General features: G+C 55.5%; 21 protein-coding genes. 6 read left to right on the forward strand and 15 right to left on the reverse strand.

The genetic code is table 11. The features are described from left to right. The first annotated feature begins 31 nt into the window (after positions 1–31). Both ACMYSK_RS19920 and ACMYSK_RS19925 read left to right on the forward strand, forming a co-directional pair. Positions 32–754: a GntR family transcriptional regulator gene (locus ACMYSK_RS19920; RefSeq protein WP_434638043.1), complete on the forward strand. Its 723-nt coding sequence runs from the start codon at positions 32–34 to the stop codon at positions 752–754. A gap of 157 nt (positions 755–911) precedes the next feature. Continuing rightward, the gene (locus ACMYSK_RS19925; RefSeq protein WP_434638045.1) at positions 912–2,216 is read left to right on the forward strand and encodes an SLC13 family permease; all 1,305 of its coding nucleotides are present in this window, start codon (positions 912–914) and stop codon (positions 2,214–2,216) included. A 114-nt stretch (positions 2,217–2,330) separates the two neighbouring features. Here the strand turns inward: ACMYSK_RS19925 and tpiA are convergent, their stop codons facing one another. Beyond that, positions 2,331–3,098, reverse strand: coding sequence for a triose-phosphate isomerase (gene tpiA / locus ACMYSK_RS19930; protein ID WP_434638047.1), 768 nt, complete (start codon positions 3,096–3,098; stop codon positions 2,331–2,333). Between the two features lie 110 nt (positions 3,099–3,208). Beyond that, positions 3,209–3,808, reverse strand: a complete 600-nt coding sequence (locus tag ACMYSK_RS19935) for a DUF1454 family protein (protein WP_434638048.1) — start codon at positions 3,806–3,808, stop codon at positions 3,209–3,211. Between the two features lie 112 nt (positions 3,809–3,920). On the opposite strand from ACMYSK_RS19935, the gene ACMYSK_RS19940 reads away from it, so the two are divergent. Next, positions 3,921–4,349, forward strand: a complete 429-nt coding sequence (locus tag ACMYSK_RS19940; protein ID WP_434638049.1) for a DUF805 domain-containing protein — start codon at positions 3,921–3,923, stop codon at positions 4,347–4,349. Here the strand turns inward: ACMYSK_RS19940 and fpr are convergent, their stop codons facing one another. The 7 genes from fpr to gmk form a co-directional block, all read right to left on the reverse strand. Then, entirely contained in the window at positions 4,350–5,096 is a 747-nt protein-coding gene (fpr, locus tag ACMYSK_RS19945) for a ferredoxin--NADP(+) reductase (RefSeq protein WP_434638051.1), read from the reverse strand. A 195-nt stretch (positions 5,097–5,291) separates the two neighbouring features. Continuing rightward, the gene (gene glpX / locus ACMYSK_RS19950) at positions 5,292–6,302 is read right to left on the reverse strand and encodes a class II fructose-bisphosphatase (RefSeq protein WP_434638053.1); all 1,011 of its coding nucleotides are present in this window, start codon (positions 6,300–6,302) and stop codon (positions 5,292–5,294) included. A 68-nt stretch (positions 6,303–6,370) separates the two neighbouring features. Beyond that, positions 6,371–8,452 carry an ATP-dependent DNA helicase RecG gene (gene recG, locus ACMYSK_RS19955; protein WP_434638055.1) on the reverse strand — a complete coding sequence of 694 codons (2,082 nt, stop codon included), beginning with the start codon at positions 8,450–8,452 and terminating at the stop codon, positions 6,371–6,373. Beyond that, on the reverse strand, positions 8,453–9,214 hold the full coding sequence (gene trmH / locus ACMYSK_RS19960) for a tRNA (guanosine(18)-2'-O)-methyltransferase TrmH (RefSeq protein WP_434638057.1): 762 nt from the start codon (positions 9,212–9,214) through the stop codon (positions 8,453–8,455). A 196-nt stretch (positions 9,215–9,410) separates the two neighbouring features. Continuing rightward, positions 9,411–11,531, reverse strand: coding sequence for a bifunctional GTP diphosphokinase/guanosine-3',5'-bis pyrophosphate 3'-pyrophosphohydrolase (gene spoT, locus ACMYSK_RS19965; protein WP_434638058.1), 2,121 nt, complete (start codon positions 11,529–11,531; stop codon positions 9,411–9,413). Positions 11,532–11,549: 18 nt separating this feature from the next. Further along, positions 11,550–11,825, reverse strand: a complete 276-nt coding sequence (rpoZ, locus tag ACMYSK_RS19970; protein WP_004868966.1) for a DNA-directed RNA polymerase subunit omega — start codon at positions 11,823–11,825, stop codon at positions 11,550–11,552. A gap of 54 nt (positions 11,826–11,879) precedes the next feature. Next, on the reverse strand, positions 11,880–12,503 hold the full coding sequence (gene gmk / locus ACMYSK_RS19975; protein ID WP_434638060.1) for a guanylate kinase: 624 nt from the start codon (positions 12,501–12,503) through the stop codon (positions 11,880–11,882). Positions 12,504–12,760: 257 nt separating this feature from the next. Between gmk and ligB the strand changes: the two genes are divergently transcribed. After that, positions 12,761–14,440 carry an NAD-dependent DNA ligase LigB gene (ligB, locus tag ACMYSK_RS19980; RefSeq protein ID WP_434638062.1) on the forward strand — a complete coding sequence of 560 codons (1,680 nt, stop codon included), beginning with the start codon at positions 12,761–12,763 and terminating at the stop codon, positions 14,438–14,440. Positions 14,441–14,445: 5 nt separating this feature from the next. Here ligB and ACMYSK_RS19985 read toward each other — a convergent pair whose 3' ends face one another. Both ACMYSK_RS19985 and ACMYSK_RS19990 read right to left on the reverse strand, forming a co-directional pair. Beyond that, positions 14,446–15,063 carry a trimeric intracellular cation channel family protein gene (locus tag ACMYSK_RS19985; RefSeq protein ID WP_434638064.1) on the reverse strand — a complete coding sequence of 206 codons (618 nt, stop codon included), beginning with the start codon at positions 15,061–15,063 and terminating at the stop codon, positions 14,446–14,448. Positions 15,064–15,270: 207 nt separating this feature from the next. Further along, positions 15,271–16,134: a YicC/YloC family endoribonuclease gene (locus tag ACMYSK_RS19990; RefSeq protein ID WP_434638066.1), complete on the reverse strand. Its 864-nt coding sequence runs from the start codon at positions 16,132–16,134 to the stop codon at positions 15,271–15,273. A gap of 239 nt (positions 16,135–16,373) precedes the next feature. Here ACMYSK_RS19990 and rph point away from each other — a divergent pair, with 239 nt between their 5' ends. Next, the gene (gene rph / locus ACMYSK_RS19995) at positions 16,374–17,090 is read left to right on the forward strand and encodes a ribonuclease PH (protein ID WP_004868954.1); all 717 of its coding nucleotides are present in this window, start codon (positions 16,374–16,376) and stop codon (positions 17,088–17,090) included. 211 nt (positions 17,091–17,301) lie between these two features. Beyond that, the gene (pyrE, locus tag ACMYSK_RS20000; RefSeq protein WP_434638068.1) at positions 17,302–17,943 is read left to right on the forward strand and encodes an orotate phosphoribosyltransferase; all 642 of its coding nucleotides are present in this window, start codon (positions 17,302–17,304) and stop codon (positions 17,941–17,943) included. Between the two features lie 37 nt (positions 17,944–17,980). Here the strand turns inward: pyrE and ACMYSK_RS20005 are convergent, their stop codons facing one another. The 4 genes from ACMYSK_RS20005 to coaBC form a co-directional block, all read right to left on the reverse strand. Continuing rightward, on the reverse strand, positions 17,981–18,997 hold the full coding sequence (locus tag ACMYSK_RS20005) for an SMP-30/gluconolactonase/LRE family protein (protein ID WP_434638070.1): 1,017 nt from the start codon (positions 18,995–18,997) through the stop codon (positions 17,981–17,983). Positions 18,998–19,155: 158 nt separating this feature from the next. Next, on the reverse strand, positions 19,156–19,752 hold the full coding sequence (gene slmA, locus ACMYSK_RS20010) for a nucleoid occlusion factor SlmA (protein WP_434638072.1): 597 nt from the start codon (positions 19,750–19,752) through the stop codon (positions 19,156–19,158). Positions 19,753–19,877: 125 nt separating this feature from the next. Continuing rightward, complete coding sequence (gene dut, locus ACMYSK_RS20015; RefSeq protein WP_434638073.1) at positions 19,878–20,336, reverse strand: dUTP diphosphatase; 459 nt, start codon at positions 20,334–20,336, stop codon at positions 19,878–19,880. Continuing rightward, positions 20,314–21,525 carry a bifunctional phosphopantothenoylcysteine decarboxylase/phosphopantothenate--cysteine ligase CoaBC gene (gene coaBC, locus ACMYSK_RS20020; RefSeq protein ID WP_434644245.1) on the reverse strand — a complete coding sequence of 404 codons (1,212 nt, stop codon included), beginning with the start codon at positions 21,523–21,525 and terminating at the stop codon, positions 20,314–20,316. The genes dut and coaBC overlap by 23 nt, the downstream gene beginning before the upstream one ends. Positions 21,526–21,568 lie beyond the last annotated feature (43 nt).

Consider the following 21,568-nt stretch of genomic DNA (forward strand, 5'->3'; position numbering starts at 1 on the left):
CCCCTGCTGGCGAAGACGTGAGGTGCGTAGTTTGCAGGTTGATAAAACGAGCTTTACTCCGCTTTATAAGCAATTATTTTTTATCCTCTGTCAGCAGATCCAAAATGGCGCGTTGCCTGTTGGTAGCCAGTTGCCGACGCAAAAAGAAATTGCCAGAGCGTATAATGTTTCGCTCATCGTGGTTAAACAGGCCTGGAGTGAACTCATTAACGCGGGCATTATCTCATCGCAGCGTGGGAGTGGCTCGATAGTCTGTGCGGTGCCGGAGGGGGTTAGCTATGGCCACACTTTTCGCGGTATCACTCGCGATTTGCAAGATGCCAGTATTGCGATTGAAAACCGTGTGCTGGAAATCACGCCGCGCCGGGCACGAGATGCGCATGCGGATGGACTAAGTCTGCCAACGCACCACCAATACCTGTACATCTCTCGTATTCGATATCTGAACAATCGCCCTTTTAACCATGAGAAGATTTATCTCGATCTGAGTTTCTTCCCGGGACTCGAATTAACAGCAGAGGCGCTGGCACATACATCGCTCTACTCCTTGCTGAATGTCACCAGTGATTCTGCAATAGAAAAAGTGGATGCAATTTTACCTTCTGTAGAATTATGCGAGAAATTGCAGATTGCCGCTAACAAGCCGTTACTCTCCGTCGCCAGGCAGACTTTTCAGGCCGGGCATGATATCCCGTTCGAGTACTGCCGCTATTACGTACTGTCGGAATATTTCGGTGAAATTCATTATCACTAACCTGCCAGCGTAACGTCATTTTTACGTTGTCCGATAGTTATCAATACGGATTGTTCTGCGATACGATCCACAATACGTGAAAAGCCCCACCATATCTGGCGTTTACCTGCCTGGTCCCTCGTCGTATTCTTGCTGAAAAAAACGACAGGAGACAGGCATGTCGCTCTGGTTTTCTCACCCTCTGTTTATTCCCTCGCTGATTGTCGCGATAACCATCCTGCTGTGGGCAACCTCGCTGCTGCCGGAGTTTATGACCGCGCTGCTGTTTTTTGCTGCGGCGATGATGGCCAAAATTGCGCCACCGGAAGTGATCTTTGGCGGGTTTGCCTCGTCGGCGTTCTGGCTGGTGTTCAGCGGTTTTGTCCTTGGGATTGCGATTCGTAAAACCGGTCTGGCGGACAGAGCGGCACGGGCGCTATCGGCGCGGCTGACAGACTCCTGGCCTTTAATGGTGGGCAGCGTTGTGCTGCTGAGCTATGCGTTGGCCTTTGTGATGCCGTCAAATATGGGGCGTATCGCGCTGCTGATGCCCATAGTGGCGGCGATGGCGAAGCGCGCCGGTATCGAAGACGGCACCCGGCCCTGGTATGGACTGGCGCTGGCGGTGGGCTTTGGGACGTTCCAGCTGTCAGCAACTATTCTGCCTGCCAATGTCCCAAACCTGGTGATGAGCGGTGCGGCTGAAGGTTCGTACGGCATTCACCTTAACTACCTGCCGTATCTGCTGCTGCACACGCCGGTGCTGGGTTGGCTAAAGGGGGGAGTATTAATTGCCCTGATCTGCTGGCTGTTTCCTGGCAAACCGCACCCGCCGCGCGAACTGACCCCGCTTACGCCGATGAGCCGGGACGAGAAGCGCCTGGCCTGGCTACTGGCGGTGGTGCTGGTGTTATGGGTGAGTGAGAGCTGGCACGGCATCGGCCCGGCCTGGACCGGGCTGGCGGCCGCAGTGGTGACTTTGCTGCCACGGGTAGGATTTATCAACGGGGAGGAGTTTTCCAGCGGGGTGAATATTCGCACCTGCATTTACGTCGCCGGGATCCTTGGACTGGCGATTACCGTCACCCAAACCGGCATCGGTGAGGCGGTGGGCAATGCGCTGCTGCACGTAATGCCGCTCGATAAAGAAAGTCCGTTTACCAGCTTCCTGGCCTTAACGGGCATCACTAGCGCCCTGAACTTTATTATGACCGCCAACGGCGTACCCGCGCTATACACCACGTTTGCCCAGAGCTTTTCCGATGCCACCGGTTTCCCGCTGCTCAGCGTGATTATGATTCAGGTTTTGGGCTATTCAACGCCGCTGCTGCCGTATCAGGCGTCGCCGATTGTGGTGGCGATGGCGTTGGGAAAAGTGCCTGCGCGGCTGGGGATGCTGCTGTGTATCGCCCTGGCGGCGGTAAGTTATTTGATTCTGCTGCCGCTGGACTATCTGTGGTATCAGGCGTTGGGGAAACTGTAGCGGGATCAAAAAACCCGGAGGCGGCGCCTGATGCGCCTTGTCCGGGTTATCCGTATTGCACGACACGTATTGTACTATCCCGTCGCCCCACCAGGGGAAATGAGGGATAGCGCGTTACGCGTTTTTCGCTGCTTCTGCTGCTTTAACGATCACCGCGAAAGCGTCAGCTTTCAGGGATGCGCCGCCAACCAGCGCGCCGTCGATGTCCGGCTGGGTGAACAGTTCTGCTGCGTTGGAAGCGTTCACGGAACCGCCGTACTGGATAATGACCTGTTCAGCCACTTTCGCATCCGCTTTCGCAATGTGGTCACGGATGAATTTGTGCACGGCCTGAGCCTGAGCCGGAGTCGCAGATTTGCCGGTGCCGATTGCCCAGACTGGTTCGTAAGCGATAACCACGCCTTCAAATGCCGCTGCGCCCTGAGTTTTCAGAACGGCGTCGATCTGACGTGCGCATACTTCTTCGGTTTTGCCCGCTTCGTTTTCTGCTTCAGTTTCACCGATGCACAGAACCGGAATCAGACCTTGTTCTTTCAGAACTGCGAATTTTTTAGCGATGAATTCGTCAGACTCTTTGTGGTAAGTACGACGCTCAGAGTGACCGATGATGATGTATTCAGCACCGACATCTTTCAACATTTGGGCTGACGTTTCACCGGTGAATGCGCCGGACAGGTTCAGGTCAACGTTCTGCGCGCCCAGGTGAATGTGGCTACCTTCTGCCGCATGCTTAGCCAGATCGATATACATTTCTGGCGGAGCGATTGCAACGGCACAGCCAGAAACGCCAGCCAGTTCGGTACGCAGGTTAGCAACCAGTTCGTTTACCATGTGGCGGCTGCCGTTCAGTTTCCAGTTACCCATCACTAAAGGATGTCGCATTTTAATTCTCCACGCTAAGTTAAGCGAATTAAGGAATATAGCCACCCGTCAGGGCAGCATGGTCTGTCAAACAGTATAGAGATTCATCGTTGGAAAGGCTTTGCTTTTTGTCATTTATTATTGCTCTCCAGCGTTTCGGATAGCGCCAGCTTAATCGGTTCAACAGCGAAGGTCAGCCCTTTTTCACCGTTGTCTGCGACAACATAGCGTATCGCGCCTTCCGTTTCAGAGAAGTAACGTTTTCCCTTGCCGGCGGCGAGCATTTTCTGCAGTTTTTGCTGACTCTGAGCGAGACTTAAGGTGGGCGCAAACGTGCGTAACACGGCGCTCATATACTCCTGAGCTTTGGTCTTTGCGGCTTTTTGCTCTGGTCCCTGAATAGGTAGCCAGGTCACCTGTATCGATTTTATCTTGAGCGTGCCGCGCTCCAGCGCCGTGGAGGCGTAGAGATTTTCATTAATTTTGCTCGCTGCCCGCGTCAGATTTTCCCGATCGCGGCTGGAGGCGATGGCGCGAAATTCGTTCAGCTGGAGCTTAGGATTGTCCGCATTGAATTTTTCCCTAAACTCGCTGATAGACATATCAAAGGTGGGGGCGCCTGCTAGCAAATAGGGGGCCGTGGCGGAAGATTCCGGCACCGCGGAGAACGCCTTCGGGCCAACGGTTAAGGCCGTCAGCCCAATAAAACATATTGTCATCCACGTCTTCATGCCGGTCGTTCCTTTTTTTGCCTGCAGACGATTAAAACGGGAACCGTCGCGCTTGTCAAAAAGTGACGGCTTCAGGGTAAACTACGCGAATGAAGATGATAAGGAATAAAACATGACCCTACAGCAGTGGATGTTCTCAATTAAAGGGCGCATCGGGCGCCGTGATTTCTGGATCTGGATAGCTATCTGGGTGCTTTCCATGAGCGCGCTGTTTACCCTGGCCGGCACAAATTTACTCAATGTGCAGACCGCTGCGTTTATTTTGGTGTGCCTGCTGTGGCCGACGGCGGCGGTGACGATTAAGCGCCTGCATGACCGCGGGAGATCGGGGCTCTGGGCGCTACTGATGATTCTGGCGTGGATGCTGCTGGCGGGGAACTGGTCAGTGCTGCCGGGCGTCTGGCAATGGGTTGTCGGGCGGTTTGCGCCGACGCTGATTATCGTCATGATGCTTATCGACCTGGGCGCGTTTGTCGGCACCCAGGGTGAGAATAAATTTGGTAAAGATACGCAGGATGTTCGCTGGAAAGCGGAGTCCTGATTACCAGTATTGCTCGGCGGTCATGTGGCCCGGTCGGCGACGAAGATGTTTCGTCATCTGTCGGGTCTCTTTCAACAGCTGTTGAGTATCGCGCACCATCTGCGGGTTTCCGCAAAGCATAACGTGGCTATTATCGGCGTTCATCGGCAGGCCAACCGTCTCTTCAAGGGCGCCGGTTTCGATCAGAAAGGGAATTCGGCCGGTCAGCGAGCCGGGGACGGTTTCGCGGCTCACCACGGTCTGGATTCGTAGCTTGCCGGCGTAGCGTTGTTCTAATTCACGCATCAGCGGCAGATAGCTTAAATCTGCCTCATAGCGGGCGGCATGAACCAGCACCAGGTTCTTGAAGCGCTGGAGGTCTTTGCCTTCTTGCAGGATAGACAGATACGGGCCGAGTGCGGTGCCGGTCGCCAGCATCCACAAGGTCTCGCAGTCCGGCACCTCTTCCAGCACGAAGAAGCCAGCGGCTTCGCTGACAAGCTGAACGTCATCGCCAGGTTTGAGCGCCGCGAGACGCGGGCTGAGCTTACCGTCCGGGACGGTGACCAGATAGAATTCCAGGTCAGGATTACCCGGTGCGTTAACGTAGGAATAGGCACGCTGCACGCGTTCACCGTCAATTTCCAGCCCCAGCTTGGTAAATTGCCCGGCGGTAAACGGGTGAACAGGTGCATGGACGTACAAACTGAACAGCGTGTCGGTCCAGAACTCTATTTTTTTTACTTTGCCGCTAACCCAGTCAGCCATCATCTTCTCCCGTTGCGCGAAGCGTTGCCTTATCTTCGGTGCATGCGGCAAAGATTTCCAGCCTGACGGCGCCGAAAAGCTCTATTGATCAAATATTACCGTCATACTTCAATTGCATGTGCGCTCGGGGGAACCGTTATTCAGCCCATCCCTGGGCCTGTTGCCAGCATGCCATCAGAACGCGTGAACGGGCGTTTACAGAATATGCAGCTGGATATCCGGGTCTTTGCGGTCGAGATAATGAATGGACTGAATACGACGAATCGTACGGGATTTACCGCGAATCAGCAGCGTTTCCGTCGTGGCCATATTGCCTTTACGAGTAATGCCATCCAGCAGATCGCCTTTGGTGATCCCGGTGGCGGAGAACACGACATTATCGCTGCGGGCCATCTCGTCCAGGCGCAGGACTTTGCCAGCCTCGATGCCCATCTCTTTGCAGCGTGCCAGCTCGTTCTCACCGATACGGCGGTTTTCTGCGGTATCGCCTTTCACATCGTGACGAGCCAGCAGGCGGCCCTGCATGTCGCCGTCCAGAGCACGGATGACGGCGGCAGAGACCACCCCTTCCGGTGCGCCACCGATGCCGTACAGGACGTCGACTTCGCTGTCCGGCATGCAGGTCAGAATTGATGCCGCTACGTCGCCATCAGGAATGGCGAAGACGCGGACGCCTGACTGCTGGAGCTCGGCAATGACCGCATCATGACGCGGCTTGGCCAGAATAGTGACGGTCAGTTCGGCCAGCGGTTTATTCAGCGCCGCAGCGACATTACGCAGGTTTTCCGCCAGCGGCAGATTGAGGTCAATCGCCCCTTTTGCGCCTGGGCCGACAATCAGTTTTTCCATGTACATATCCGGCGCATTCAGGAAACAGCCCTTATCACCGACTGCCATCACCGCCAGCGCGTTGGCCTGGCCCATGGCCGTCATACGCGTTCCTTCAATCGGGTCAACGGCAATATCCACCGCATCACCGTTGCCGGTGCCGACCCTCTCACCGATATACAGCATCGGCGCTTCATCGATTTCACCTTCGCCAATAACGATGGTGCCGTCGATATTAATCAGATTGAGCATAATACGCATGGCGTTGACGGCAGCGCCGTCGGCGGTATTTTTATCACCGCGGCCCAGCCATTTATAGCCCGCCAGGGCGGCGGCTTCGGTGACACGCGAAAATTCGATGGCCAGTTCTCGTTTCATAATCCACTCGTTGTGAAGATAAATTGCGCGCAGCGTCGCGGTCTGCCCCTGCGGGAACAGGTCTGACGCTAGGCGTTGGAATAGCGTTCGGTTTCCGGCATCCAGCGCTCGATAAGCGCCTGAGCCTGCTGAGAATAACGTTCATGAATATGGCGGGCGATGCGCTGAACGTCCGGGATCATGGCCTGATCGCGCAGCAGATCGGCGACTTTAAACTCGGCGGTGCCGGTTTGTCGGGTGCCAAGCAGCTCGCCGGGGCCACGGATTTCCAGGTCCTTCTGAGCAATGACGAAACCGTCGTTGCTGTCGCGCAGGACCTGCAGGCGTTTCTGCGCCGTTTTTGACAGCGGTGATTTATAGAGTAGCACGCAGTGTGATGCTACCGCGCCGCGCCCGACGCGCCCTCTGAGCTGGTGCAGCTGCGCCAGACCCAGGCGTTCCGGATTTTCGATAATCATCAGGCTGGCATTCGGCACGTCTACCCCAACTTCGATGACCGTGGTGGCGATCAGCAGATGCAGTTCACCCTGCTTAAAGGCCTGCATGACCGCCTGTTTGTCTGCCGGCTTCATGCGGCCATGCACCAGGCCGATATTCAGCTCCGGCAGCGCCAGCTTAAGCTCTTCCCAAGTGGCTTCTGCCGCCTGGGCTTCCAGCAGATCGGACTCTTCAATCAGGGTGCAGACCCAGTAGGCCTGACGCCCTTCATGTGTGCAGGCGTTGCGAACCCGGTCGATAATATCGTGGCGGCGAGTATCGGGGATGGCGACCGTAGTGACCGGCGTTCTCCCCGGCGGCAGCTCGTCGATTACCGAGGTATCAAGATCGGCGTAGGCGGTCATTGCCAGGGTACGTGGAATCGGGGTCGCGGTCATAATCAACTGGTGGGGATGGAAGCCTTGCTGCTGGCCTTTTTCCCACAGCGCCAGCCGCTGGTGGACGCCGAAGCGGTGCTGCTCATCAATAATCACCAGCGCCAGGCCGTTGAACTGTACCTGCTCCTGAAAAATGGCGTGGGTGCCGACGATCATCTGTACCTGACCGCTGGCGATGGCGTCCTGCTGTGCCTGGCGTGCCTTACCTTTCTGTTTGCCCGCCAGCCAGCCGACTTCAATGCCCAGCGGCGCAAACCACTGGCGGAAGTTACTGGCGTGTTGTTCTGCTAGCAGTTCGGTAGGCGCCATCAGCGCCACCTGTTTGCCGTGAGAGATGGCCCGCAGCGCGGCGAGCGCGGCAACCAGCGTTTTCCCGGACCCAACGTCACCTTGTACCAGGCGCATCATCGGCACATCGAGCGCCATATCGCGTTCAATCTCGGCGGTGACTCGCTGCTGTGCGCCGGTCGGCTTAAAGGGCAGGGAGGCAAGCAGCTGGTTTTTAAATGTGTCGTTGGCGCTGAGAGCCACGGCATGAAAACGCTGAGCACCTGCGCGTAGCGCCAGCATGCTCAGATTATGCGCCAGAAGTTCTTCCAGAATTAAGCGCTGCTGTGCCGGATGTTTGCCGCTTTCCAGATCGCTGAGCTGCAGCGACGGCGGCGGACGGTGCAATGTGCGTAGCGCTTCCGGCAGGCTCATCATTCCCTGTGCCAGTTCGGGTGGCAGCAGTTCGGCGATAGCGCAGGTGTCGAGGAGTTCCAGCGCCTGATCGGTCAGCTTGCGCAGCGTTGCCTGCTTGATGCCTTCGGTCGTTGGATAGACTGGCGTCAGCGTTTCCTGAAGCTCAGGCGTGCTCATGTCACCCTGCACGCGGTATTCCGGGTGAATCATCTCCGCCCCGTATTTCCCACGTTTGGCTTCTCCGTAGGCCAATACGCGCCTGCCAGTCGCCAGGCTGTTTTTCATCGCGGCGTTAAAGTTGAAAAAGCGCATGGTGAGTATGCCGGAGCCGTCGCTGATTTGGCAGGTCATCATGCGGCGGCCGCCGAAGGTGATGTTGCTGCTGAGGACTTCGCCTTCAACGGTGGCGTAAACGCCCGGCAGCAGCTCGCCTATTTGATAAAGATGGGTACGGTCTTCATAGCGTAGCGGCAGGTGCAGAAGGAGGTCCTGCACGGTATGCAGGCCGATTTTCGCCAGTTTGTTGCTTTGTGCCGCGCCAACGCCGGTTAGCGAATTCAGCGGGACTGCATCTAACAGGCGACCTGCCATTTACCCTTCATCCTTCAGATTGCGCCTTTGTGGGCCTGCTCCTGTACTGCTACCGCCTGTGGTGCGGTGAGCGGAGCCGGATGCCTGCATGGTTGCCCACCATGCGTCATCGGCTTCAACTTCGCCCTGCGCATTCACGTACGGATAAGGCAGACCTTTTTGTTTTGCCACCCTGGCCAGCACCGGATATCCACCTTCAAACAGCAGGCGCTGCTGTTCTTCTTCCGGCAGCATACTGTTCTCACGCTGATACATGCCCGCGTTTTGCCGCTGGCGCTGGGCTTCGTAGAGGATCAGGGCGGAGGCGACGGAAACATTCAGCGACTGCACCATGCCTGTCATCGGAATAATGATGTCCTGGTCGGCCAGCGCTAAGGCTTCCTGAGTGATGCCGGTTTTTTCCTGACCCATCAGAATGCAGGTGGGGAGGGTGTAGTCGATTTCGCGAAAATCGACGGCTTTATCAGAGAGGTGAGTGGCCAGGATTTGCATACCCTGGCCCTTTAAATGGCTGACAGCATCGCCAATCGAGCGGTGGGTTTTGACCTGAACCCAGCTATTGCTGCCGGCGGCGGCAGAGGCCATAGTGCGCATGCGGCTACTGGGCCATATAGCGTGTACTTCGTGCACGCCAACGGCGTCTGCGGTACGAATCACCGCAGAGACGTTATGAGGTTTATGGACCTGCTCCATGCAGACCGTCAGGTCAGGCTGACGCCTGGCGAGCATCTCACAGATACGCGCATAACGCTGTGGATTCATAAACACTTCATCCTTCAAGTTACCTCGGCGTTGGCCGTACTTATTCACTCCAGCCACCGACTTCTGTTTGTGGCTGGAGATTCATTCGATCGCCGCGTTACCTGGCTGACAAACGTGCCCCTTCGGGGCCAGCGCAAGCGCTGTGCAAAACGCGAAAGCGTCTTGTGACGTAACTCGAATGCTTTTGTATATAAGGCTAGTTTCGGTTACGGGTGACTTTTATCACATCCGGCATGACACGAATTTTGCGCATAATATTCGCCAGATGCACGCGGTCGCGCGCGGTAAGGCGGATAAACGCGCTGTATACGCGACCATCTTTTTCTTCTGTATTCAGACTCTGAATATTGGAAGAGGCGGTGTTAATGGCTGCCGTAAGGTTCGCCAGTGCACCCTGGTGGTTAAACATATCCACCTTAATTTCGGTGATAAATTCCTGCGCGGTCTCTTTATCCCACTCGACGGCCATAAACTTCTCTGGCTCTTTCTGGTAGCCACGAATGTTACGACAGGACTCATGGTGAATGACCAGACCTTTGCCGGGGCTGACGTGGGCGATAATCGGGTCGCCAGGAATCGGACGACAGCACTTCGCAAAGGTAATCAGAACGCCGTCAGCGCCTTTAATCGGCAGATGACCGTGGCCTGAAGAGGCGCTTTGCGCTGGTGCAGTGACGGTTTCGCCCTGCTGCAGGTTTTTGGCTACTACGACGCTCATCGCGTTACCGAGGCCAATTTCCGCCAGCAGATCGTCAAGGCTGGCCAGCTTCATACGCTCCAGTTCGCGCTGAATACTCTCCTGCGGGATTTCAGCCAGCTTGCGGCTGCCACCCAGAGCATGGTTGAGCAGACGGCGGCCCAGGCTGACAGAATCATCGCGCTTGAGGTTTTTCAACAGCTGGCGAATTTTGGCGCGCGCTTTCGAGCTGACGACAAAGTTCAGCCATGCGGCATTCGGCCGGGCGCCAGGTGCGGTGATGATTTCCACCGTCTGGCCGCTGGAAAGCGACTGCGACAATGGATACGGCTGGCGGTCGACGCGGGCGCCAACGCAGGCATGGCCGATATCGGTATGCACGGCGTAGGCGAAGTCCACCGGCGTCGCGCCAGCGGGCAGTTCGACAATGCGCCCTTCCGGGGTGAAAACGTAAATCTCATCCGGGAACAGATCGGATTTGACGCTCTCGATAAATTCAAACGAGCTGCCTGCGCTTTGCTGTAGCTCCAGCAGGCTTTGCATCCAGCGCTGCGCGCGGATTTGTGCGGTGGTGCTGCTTTCGCCGCCGTGCTCTTTATAAGCCCAGTGCGCCGCGACCCCCATTTCTGCCATCTGGTCCATGTCTTCGGTACGAATCTGGACCTCAACCGGGACGCCGTGCGGGCCGATCATGGAGGTGTGCAGAGATTGATAGCCGTTCGCTTTTGGAATAGCGATGTAGTCTTTCATTCGGCCTGGGCGAGGCTTGTAAAGGCTGTGCATCTGGCCAAGCACGCGGTAGCAGGTGTCTGAATCATGCACGATCACGCGGAACGCGTAGATATCCATGATTGAGTGAAAGCGCTGCTCTTTAAGCACCATCTTGCAGTAGATGGAGTACAGATGTTTTTCACGACCGCTGACGCGACAGGGGATTCCCGCTTCCTGTAAACGCCCTTCGATTTCAGAGAGGATCTTTTGAATCATCTCTTTACGGTTGCCGCGCGCCGCTTTGACGACTTCTTTGATGACGCGATAACGATTAGGATACAGCGCTTCAAAGCCCAGCTCTTCAAGCTCGGTTTTGATGTGGTGAATACCTAAACGGTGGGCCAGCGGGCTGTAGATCTCCAGCGTTTCACGGGCAATACGGCGGCGTTTGTCCGGGCGAAGTGAGCCCAAAGTGCGCATGTTGTGCGTGCGGTCGGCAAGTTTGATGAGGATGACGCGGATATCCTGCACCATCGCCATAATCATTTTGCGAAAGTTTTCGGCCTGCGCCTCTTTCTTATCGCGGAACTTGAGCTTATCAAGTTTCGATACCCCCTCTACCAGCTCAGCAACGCTTTTGCCAAAGAGCTGCTCCATATCCTGGTAGGTGGCAGGGGTATCTTCAATCACGTCATGCAGCAGCGCAGCCATCAGCGTTTCATAGTCGAGTTTCATCTCGGCCAGAATGCAGGCTACCGCCACCGGGTGCGTGATATAGGGTTCACCGCTTGAACGTGTCTGGCCCTCGTGAGCGTCACGTGCAACGAGATATGCCTGCCGAAGACGCTTGATTTGCTCTTCCGGCAGGTAATTTTGAATCAGCTGATTCAGGCTTTCAAACAGATACAAGGGCTACCCGCTGCGTGATTAACGACGACCTTCAGCAATAGCGGTAACGGCTTGTAATTCAGCGGCTTCCTGCTCTTGCTGTTCTTGACGATCGCGGACGTCGAGGATCTGGTTGTTGATCAGACCTTCTTCGATTTCGCGCAGTGCAATAACGGTAGTTTTATCGTTTTCTTCCGGTACCAGCGGATCTTTTCCGCCTACCTGCATCTGACGAGCGCGACGCGCGGCGACCAGTACCAGGTCAAAACGGTTACCAATTTTCTCTACAGCGTCCTGAACAGTTACGCGTGCCATACTTAAAATGCTCCACAGATGAAGAAATGACTGGGCATGATACTGAATGTGGGTTCAGTCTGCCAACAGTTTGGTGATTAAAGCGCCATGTCGCTGCTTTTGGCGGCTCATGCGCAGACGTTCGGCGCGAATAATGTTTTTCAGATCGCTCAGCGCGGTATCAAAATCATCATTCACAATAAGGTAATCATATTCCGCGTAATGGCTCATTTCTGCAACAGCCTGCGCCATACGTTTTGCGATCACCTCTTCGCTGTCCTGGCCGCGGCCACGCAGGCGACGGTCAAGCTCATCTTTTGACGGCGGCAGAATAAAGATGCTGCGCGCGCCCGGCATTCTTTGACGGATTTGCTGAGCACCCTGCCAGTCGATATCAAGGAAAACATCGACGCCGGTTGCCAGTACCTGCTCGATTGTTTCGCGCGAGGTGCCGTAATAGTTGCCAAAAACTTCCGCGTGCTCAAGAAATGCGTCTTTGCCAATCATCGCTCTGAAATCATCGTGATTAACAAAGAAATAGTGTTCGCCGTGCACTTCACCCGGACGCGGCGCGCGCGTGGTATGCGAAACAGAGACCTGGGTGTCATACAGCGGTTGGGTTTTCAATAAAGCCTGAATCAGGCTGGATTTACCCGCGCCACTTGGGGCGGAAACAATATAAAGCGTGCCTTGAGCCATGAGAGTCTTTTGTATGTGATTGTCGAAAGAGATACTACATACGAGCCTATTATACACGGCGCCGCACCGTGACGCAGTCCCTGTCACACTTTTTGCTTCTGTTTCTTTCATTTTGCTAGCCGTTTCCCTGATTTCTCTGTGTCTTGCCGAAAAGACATACAAAGCCTGGATGACCGATCGCAGCGTGAGAAATCACCTGTCGCCGAAGGAAAACGCTCTCCTGCAGAATGCCCGTGGATAAAACAGGAGGCGGAGCCATGCGAAAGTGGATCTTGATGATTGGCGTGTGGGTCGCGGCTGGATACGGACAGGCAGCCTGTCCTGAATGGCCACTGGCGCAGGCCGAGCGGGAGATACATCGTCTGAATCAGCAGGTGACTGACTGGAACAATGCGTACTGGCGGCAGGGGAGTAGTGACGTCAGTGATGAGATATACGACCAGCTTTCGGCGCGATTAACACAGTGGCGACGCTGTTTTTCGCTCGTATCCCCCGCAAATAATGATGAGTTGCCGCCCGCAACGGGAGCGATCGAGCATCCGGTTGCCCATACCGGTGTGCGAAAACTGGCTGATAAATCCGAAGTTGCGCGGTGGATGCACGGTAAAACGGATCTCTGGGTGCAGCCGAAGGTTGACGGTGTGGCCGTGACGCTGGTGTATCGCCACGGGCAATTGGTACAGGCGATCAGTCGTGGAGACGGTCGCGCCGGAGAGTCGTGGACCGCCAAGGTGCGACAGATTCCTGCTGTGCCGACGGTTACTGAAGGTGCACTGGCTAATAGCGTGCTGCAGGGGGAAATTTTTCTGTATCACGCCGGGCATATACAAAAGCAAATGGGGGGAATGAATGCGCGGGCGAAAGTGGCCGGTACGCTGATGCGCCTTGATACACCGGCGCAGCTCGCACAGCTGGGGATTTTTATCTGGGCGTGGCCAGATGGTCCTCAGGATATGCGCCAGCGTCTGGACTTGTTGCAGAAGAGTGGATTTCTCCACAGCGCTCATTTTTCACACCCCGTTGTGGATGCGCAGCAGGTTGCACAGTGGCGAGAGCGCTGGTTAACCTCGGCTCTGCCTTTTGCTACCGACGGTGTGGTTGTGCGTCGCGGTCGGGAGCCTGCCGGCCGATTGTGGTCGCCAGGGCAGGGTGAATGGGTCGTTGCCTGGAAATATCCGCCGGCGTCCCGCTTAATGGAGGTTCGCGGCATCCGCTTTCGGGTTGGCCGCAGTGGGAAAATTTCAGTCGTTGCCCTGCTGGAGCCACAGTATTTGGACGATAAACGGGTGAAGCAAGTCAGTATCGGGTCAGTTTCCCGCTGGAAGCGCCTGGATATTGGTCTCGGCGATCAGCTGCAAATCAGTCTGGCGGGTCAGGGTATTCCACGAATAGACCGCGTCGTGTGGCGGGCAATAAAACGTAATAAGCCTCAGCCGCCGCCGGAGCGGTTTACCCCGCTGACGTGCTATTTCGCGGTCCCCGGGTGTGATGAGCAATTTCTCTCAAGGCTGACCTGGCTGTCGACAAAACCGATTCTGAAACTTGATGGCGTAGGTGAGTCAGTGTGGCGCACTGTACAGCATGCGCACCCGCTGGAGCACCTGTTCTCGTGGCTGGCATTAACACCACAGCAGCTACAAGGGATTCCTGGGATTAGCGCCGGTCGAGGGCAGCGGCTTTGGCATCAGTTCAATCTGACTCGCGAGCTGCCGTTTTTACGCTGGATACAGGCGTTAGGTGTGCCAATTCCTCAGGTGGCGCTTGCCGGACTGGCAGGGGAAAACTGGCAGCAGCTGCAGGAGCGTAGCGAGGAGCAGTGGCGGAGCCTGCCGGGGATGGGCGCTGAGAGAGCCCGGCAGCTGGTTGCTTTTCTCCGACATCCGGATGTTACCGTGCTGGCGCACTGGCTCAGCGGGCAACATATTCCCGGGTTTTGACGGGATCAGTGGGCGTTATGGTTGTAATTGAAGACGGGAAGTCCCAGTTTCCAGCGCAACGCCAGCATGCGGGCGGTAAAGCCAAACAGCAGGGTGGAGATCACGACCACATCATGGCTGCTCACGTAGTGCTGCAGGGCGATATAAAGGATTGCTGCCGCAAATGAGATGCCGGCATACAGCTCTTTCTGGAAAACCAGGGGGATGCGCTTGCAGAACATGTCTCGCAGCACGCCGCCAAATACGCCAGTAACCACGGCAGCGATAGAAGCAATCACCGGTCCTTCTCCCATATCCAGCGCAATTTGTGCGCCGATGATCGAGAACACTATCAGGCCCAGGGCATCCAGAACCAGAAACAGGCGGCGCAGATGAGGCATGACCGGGGCGGCAATGGTGGTTAACACTGCCGCGACGGCGACGATGATGACGTATTCCGGGTTCTTGACCCATCCCAGCGGGTAGTGTCCCAGCAGGATATCCCGGACTGAGCCGCCGCCAAGCGCGGTTGCGGTTGCAATGATAATGACGCCGAAGGTATCCATCCGGCGGCGCCCGGCTGCCAGAGCACCGGTCATCGCTTCAGCAGTGATACCAATTAAATACAGAATATGAAGCAGCATAAATCCCCCACAATGATGCCGGTCAGATTAGCGATTTGTGCGGAAGATCACGATTGAGATTTTCTAAGGTGAAGAGTTTTTCCCAGGAAAAACTAATGTGTGAGATAGGTTTTGAGCAGTAAATCTGGGGTAGGTTGATCGTAAGTTGATTAAAATGGATAAATAAAAGTAATGCTGGCTCGTCATAAGAGGAGCCAGCAACAGCGATTACTCGATGTTCTGAATCTGCTCGCGCATTTGCTCGATCAGGACTTTCAGTTCGATGGCGGAATTGGTCACTTCCGCATTGATGGATTTCGACGCCAGCGTGTTCGACTCGCGGTTGAATTCCTGCATCATAAAGTCAAGACGGCGGCCAACGGCTTCTTTCTTCTTCAGGATGTTCCAGGTCTCTTTTACGTGTGCTTCCAGACGGTCCAGCTCTTCGGCAACGTCGATGCGCTGTGCCATCAGCACCAGCTCTTGTTCGAGACGGTTATTTTCCAGCTGCACTTCCGCATCTTCCAGCTTGGCAACCAGGCGGTCGCGCTGCCACTGTAAGATTTCCGGCATATGAGCGCGCACTTTCGCAACTTCAGCAGTAACGCCTTCGAGGCGCTGCTCAATAAGCGATTTCAGCGCCTGACCTTCGGTCTCACGGGCAACGATAAAGTCATCCAGCGCACCGTTCAGCGCAGACAGAATATCGGCGGCAATCGCATCGAGATCCTGTTCCTGGGCTGCCATAACGCCAGGCCAGCGCAGAATGTCAACCGGGTTGATTTCACCTTCATCGCTCTGCATCTTGACCCAGTTGGCGGCATTGACCAGCTGTTTTGCGAGATTTTCGTTCAGAATCAGCTCACTCTGAGCGCTGGGATCCTGATCAAAACGTAAGGTACATTCAACTTTGCCACGGGTCAGTCGTGAACGAATACGCTCACGCACTACAGGCTCCAGGCTACGGAACTGCTCCGGCAGACGGAAATAAGTTTCCAGATATCGTTGGTTTACCGAGCGCAGTTCCCACGCGGCGCTGCCCCATTCACCCTTGATTTCACGCCGGGCATAGGCGGTCATACTGCGGATCATAGACGTTCCTGTTTTTAAAGGAGAGTGGGGTGGATTATAGCTTTCAGGGCCTTATCAGGATAGGAATAAGCGAGCATTATCCGTATATACACGTTATCCTTCTGACTGCCCCTCTGTTGGCGGCATCGCTCCGCCCAGGGCCTCAGTTATCTATGCTGCCAGAGGCGCGTCACCTCATGCATCCCGCATGATTTTGTGTATAATGCGCGCCACATTCGTTTCAAGCCGGAGAGATCATTATGCGTCCAGCAGGTCGTAGCGCTAACCAGGTGCGTCCCGTCACCCTGACCCGTAACTATACAATACACGCAGAAGGCTCCGTGCTGGTCGAATTTGGTGACACCAAAGTGTTGTGCACCGCCTCGATCGACGAAGGCGTGCCGCGCTTCCTGAAAGGTCAGGGCCAGGGGTGGATTACGGCAGAATATGGCATGCTGCCGCGTGCTACACATACCCGTAACGCGCGTGAAGCCGCGAAGGGTAAGCAGGGCGGCCGTACCATGGAAATCCAGCGTCTGATTGCACGTGCTCTGCGCGCGGCGGTAGACCTGAAAGCACTCGGCGAATTCACCATTACCCTCGACTGCGATGTTCTGCAGGCTGACGGCGGCACCCGTACCGCATCGATTACCGGCGCCTGCGTGGCGCTGGCCGATGCGCTGAATAAGCTGGTTGCTGCCGGTAAGCTGAAAAGCAACCCGATGAAAGGGATGGTCGCTGCGGTTTCCGTGGGTATCGTCAACGGCGAAGCGCTGTGCGATCTGGAATATGTCGAAGATTCCGCAGCGGAAACCGATATGAACGTGGTGATGACCGAAGACGGTCGCATCATTGAGGTGCAGGGCACGGCGGAAGGCGAGCCGTTTACCCATGAAGAGCTACTCACCCTGTTGGCGTTGGCCCGAGGGGGAATCGAATCCATTGTGGCGACGCAGAAAGCGGCGTTAGAAAACTAGTTTTTAAGGCGACTGAGAAGTCGCCTTTTTTTTGTCTGAAAATAGTAAGAAGCGATTCCATCAGGCCTGACCGGCGCAGGTAGTTTGCGCTGGGCTCGCGCGGAAAAACCGGAACGTACGCATAGTACGTGAGGATTTTGAGCACTGCCCTGGCGCATAATGACAAGCAAGGTAGCCTGGTGGGATGGACTCTAAGATGAGGAGCAAATCCATGAAGTTATATCAGCGCCAGTTTATTGAATTTGCGCTTAACAAGCAGGTCCTTAAGTTTGGCGAATTTACGCTGAAATCCGGGCGTAAGAGCCCCTATTTCTTCAACGCCGGCCTGTTTAACACCGGGCGCGATCTGGCACTGTTAGGCCGTTTCTATGCCGAAGCATTAGTCGATTCCGGAATTGATTTCGATCTGCTGTTTGGCCCGGCTTATAAAGGGATCCCTATCGCGACCACCACAGCGGTTGCCCTGGCGGAACACCACGACCTGGATTTGCCTTACTGTTTTAACCGTAAAGAAGCGAAGACCCATGGTGAAGGCGGGAGCCTGGTCGGCAGCACTCTGCAGGGACGAGTTATGCTGGTTGACGACGTGATCACCGCCGGTACCGCGATTCGTGAGTCGATGGAAATTATCCAGGCGCACGGTGCAGAACTGGCCGGCGTACTGATCTCTCTGGACCGCCAGGAACGCGGTCGCGGTGACATCTCCGCGATTCAGGAAGTTGAGCGTGATTACGGCTGTAAAGTGATCTCTATCGTCACCCTGAAAGAGTTGATTTCCTATCTGGAAGAGAAGCCGGAGATGGCTGAGCATCTGGCAGCCGTTCGGGCTTACCGCGAAGCGTACGGGGTATAAACATCAGCCCGGCAGGTCGTTTCCTGCCGGGCTGGTTTCAGACCAGCTTTGCCCCTTGGGCATTGACGTAGAGCGAATAGATTGAGGTGCTGGAAGCCATAAACAGGCGATTGCGCTGCTCACCGCCAAAACAGAGGTTTGCGCAACGTTCCGGCAACTGAATGATGCCGATGTTCTTCCCCTGAGGGTTGAAGACGCGCACCCCGTCCAGCTCCTCGCTGCCCGTTCCCCAGCCACACCATAGATTCCCGTCCATGTCACAGGCGATGCCGTCAGCGGTCCCGTTGCCACAGTCAATATGCACTCTTTTGTTTTTCAACGTGTTATCGACAACATCCCATGCCAGGATGAGGCGGTTTGGCGTTGCGCGGCTCTCCACGACGAACAGCGTTTTCTCATCCTGGGAGAAACAGAGTCCGTTTGGACCTTTCACGTCGCCCAATATGACGCTCAGCTTGCGGCTTTCTGGATCCAGCCGATAAACGTTCTGCGGCAACTGCGGCGTGGCTTTGTGCCCTTCATAGAACCCACTGATACCGAAAGGCGGATCGGTAAACCAGATGCTGCCGTCTGACTTCACAACGATATCGTTCGGTGAGTTTAGCGGTTTGCCGTCAAAGCTGTCGGCCAGTACGGTAATGGTCCCGTCGTACTCGGTGCGGGTAATGCGGCGGGTGTCGTGCTCACAGCTAATCAACCGCCCCTGCCGGTCGCGGGTGTGGCCGTTGGCGTAGTTTGCCGGTTGACGAAATATGCTGGTTTCACCGGTGGCTTCATCCCAGCGCATGATGGCGTTATTGGGAATATCACTCCAGAGCAGCATACGCGTATCGCCAAACCATACCGGTCCTTCTGCCCAGCGAAAACCGGTAGCGATTTGCTCGACTTTTGCGCTGGCAAGCATATAGCGGCGAAAGCTGTCATCCGTCGCCATAATGCGTGGGTCGGGATAACGCGCTGATGGTGCCCAGGCCGCGAAACTTTTTTGACTGAGCAATAGTGATGCGGTCGCCAGACCGCCCAGTTTGAGCAATTCCCGCCGTGATGTCGCCATCAGCCTTCTCCTTGTCCATTGAAAAAATACAATCAAAGGATGTTATGAGAGAGCGAGAGCCGAAAACATCTGGCAATTCAACGAATTGTTCTGGGCTTTATGACAGAAAAATCAAAAATGAGATGCAGCCTTTTGGGCTGCATCGAGAGCGGTGTGGATTACCGCAGCTGCGCGGCAACCAGCGGCCAGCGGGCGTCAAAATCATCCGTCGGACGATATTTAAACTCGCTACGCACAAAGCGAGACAGCATACCCTCGCAGAAGGCCAACAGCTGACTGGCCAGCAGGGCTTCATCGACGGTATAGCCTTCACCTTCACGCATTTTCTTCTCGCGCATGACCTGGCGTAGCTGTACCTCAATACGTTCAAACAGCTGGTTAATCCGCCCCTGGAGACGATCTTGTTCGAACATCAGCGCATGGCCGGTCAGAATTCGCGTCAGCCCAGGATTACGCTCACCAAACCCAAGAATCAGCAGCACAATCAAACGCAGGCGCGCCGACGTGTCTTTTTCATCTTTTAAAATCAAATTGATGCGCGTAATCAGACTGTCTTCGATAAACTCGATTAGGCTATCGAACATGCGAGTTTTGCTGGGAAAATGACGATACAACGCCGCTTCGGACACGCCGACGGACGCCGCCAGTTTCGCTGTGGTAATGCGTTGACTACCATCGCTGGATTCAAGCATCAGGGCCAGAGACTGAAGTATTTCTTCGCGACGATTCCTTTTCGCAGTTTGTTTTTCTGCCATGTTTTAAAATACCCCTGAAAATAAGCACTTGTCAGGCAGGCATCCACAAAGTGACCGCAAACAGTCGTTTGCGGTGATGTTATTGCATTAATGCACTCTGGGATGCGGATTCGATGTGGTCAGGCTTATGCGCGCCCTGAGTGACCAAAGCCACCTTCGCCACGTTCGGTGGCGTCAAAATCTTCCACCAGGTTAAATTCCGCCTGTACGACGGGTACAAAGACCATTTGAGCGATACGCTCACCGGGTTCAATCGTAAAGCTCTGCTGGCCGCGGTTCCAGACGGAAACCATCAGCTGCCCCTGATAGTCGGAATCAATCAGACCGACCAGGTTGCCCAGAACGACGCCGTGCTTATGGCCCAGCCCGGAGCGCGGCAGAATCACCGCCGCCAGAGACGAATCGGCGATATGAATAGCCAGACCGGTAGGCAACAATGTGGTTGCACCCGGCGCCAGCTCTACGGCGTCGTCGAGACAGGCTCGCAGGTCAAGTCCGGCGGAACCGGAGGTGGCATAGGTCGGCAGCGGAAATTGCTTACCAACACGCGGGTCCAGAATCTTAACGTCGATTTTTTTCATCATAACGGGTCACGATCTCGTCGAGTAATAATTGGCCAAGGAGTTCCTTGCGCTCAAGTGGTAAGCGCTTATCTCCATCCTGCCAGAAAAGGTGTAAGGCGTTGCTGTCGCTGTTAAATCCTTGATTAGGCTGAGAGACATCGTTAGCGCAAATCAGGTCGAGGTTTTTGCGAGCGCGTTTTTGCCTCGCGTATTCTTCCACATTATTCGTTTCGGCGGCAAACCCAACGACAAAAGGTCGATTGACCATGAGCGCTGCCACTCCGGCAACAACATCGGGGTTCTTGACCATTTTGAGGGTTAGCTCATCGCCTTGCTTTTTAATTTTTTCTTCCGCGATGGCAACGGCACGATAGTCGGCTACGGCGGCGCAGCCAATAAAAATCTGCTGCTGCTGGGCGCTTTTCTGGACCGCTGCTTCCATTTCCAGCGCAGTTGTCACATCGATACGTTGGACTAACGGCGGCGTTGGTAAAGCAACCGGCCCGCTAACCAGCGTCACGTTCGCCCCACGGCTCGCGGCCGCGGCGGCAATGGCAAACCCCATTTTACCGGAGCTGTGGTTGGTAATATAACGCACCGGATCCAACGGCTCACGGGTAGGGCCCGCAGTAATCATGATGTTGAGATGTTGCAAATCTTTGACAGGCGAAAAATGCGCGGCGGCCAAATCAACAATCGTCATTGGGTCCAGCATTCGGCCCGGGCCGATATCGCCGCAGGCCTGGCTACCGCTGTCCGGACCCCAGAGCAGCAGGCCGCGTGAGGCAAGCACCTCAAGGTTATGCTGCGTGGCTGCCGCGCGGTACATCTGCTGATTCATTGCGGGGACAACGGCAACCGGAGAGGGGGTCGCGAGGCAGATAGTAGAGACCAGGTCATTGGCCATGCCAGCCGCAACGCGGGCGATCAGATCGGCGGTTGCCGGGGCGAGGATAACCAGGTCCGCCCATTTACCCAGCTCAATGTGACCCATTGCGGCTTCTGCTGCCGGGTCGAGCAGGCTATCGGACACCGGGTAACCGGACACCGCCTGCAGACTCAGTGGCGTAATGAAGGCTTTGGCGGCTTCCGTCATGGCGACGCGCACATCTGCGCCACGGTCACGCAGGCGGCGCACCAGTTCCGGCGTTTTATAGGCAGCGATGCCGCCGCTAACGCCAAGAACGATCTTTTTACCAGCCAGACTCATCATGATTTTTTCCTGTTGGAGTACACCAGAATCCGCGCATATT

This window comes from Klebsiella sp. I138 (genome assembly GCF_051131765.1).
Taxonomy (GTDB): Bacteria; Pseudomonadota; Gammaproteobacteria; order Enterobacterales; family Enterobacteriaceae; genus Klebsiella.